Source organism: Pseudomonas sp. W15Feb9B (genome assembly GCF_000828175.1).
In the GTDB taxonomy this organism is placed as follows: domain Bacteria; phylum Pseudomonadota; class Gammaproteobacteria; order Pseudomonadales; family Pseudomonadaceae; genus Aquipseudomonas; species Aquipseudomonas parakoreensis.
The window spans coordinates 1-350 of the sequence record NZ_JTKF01000098.1 but is presented as its reverse complement, the minus strand read 5'-3'; the positions used below and the strand labels follow the sequence as shown (position 1 = coordinate 350).

The window sequence follows — 350 nt, the reverse complement described above, 5'->3', positions numbered from 1 at the left end:
TCTCGTTTCCCGCTCCAATTTTAAACGGCACTGCTTTCGGGCAGGGCTGAGTGAAACCAGAACCTGATCTTCGGAGACGGCTCTGGACACCGAAACACACACCATGTGTTCCGGGTAGCGTGTCCCCTTCGTCTAGTGGCCTAGGACACCGCCCTTTCACGGCGGTAACAGGGGTTCGAGTCCCCTAGGGGACGCCATTGCGGGAATAGCTCAGTTGGTAGAGCACGACCTTGCCAAGGTCGGGGTCGCGAGTTCGAGTCTCGTTTCCCGCTCCAAATTCTAAAAGCGCCGCTCAGTGAGCGGCGTTTTTATTAGTGAAAGTTGTAGCCTGTCCCCTTCGTCTAGTGGCC

2 tRNA genes are annotated in these 350 nt (G+C 56.6%); both read left to right on the top strand.

The annotated features are described in order from the left end of the window. Nucleotides 1-121 precede the first annotated feature (121 nt). Nucleotides 122-197 (top strand) — tRNA-Glu (locus OC71_RS26770). A 2-nt stretch (nucleotides 198-199) separates the two neighbouring features. Then, nucleotides 200-275 (top strand) — tRNA-Gly (locus OC71_RS26765). The last annotated feature ends 75 nt before the right edge of the window (nucleotides 276-350 follow it).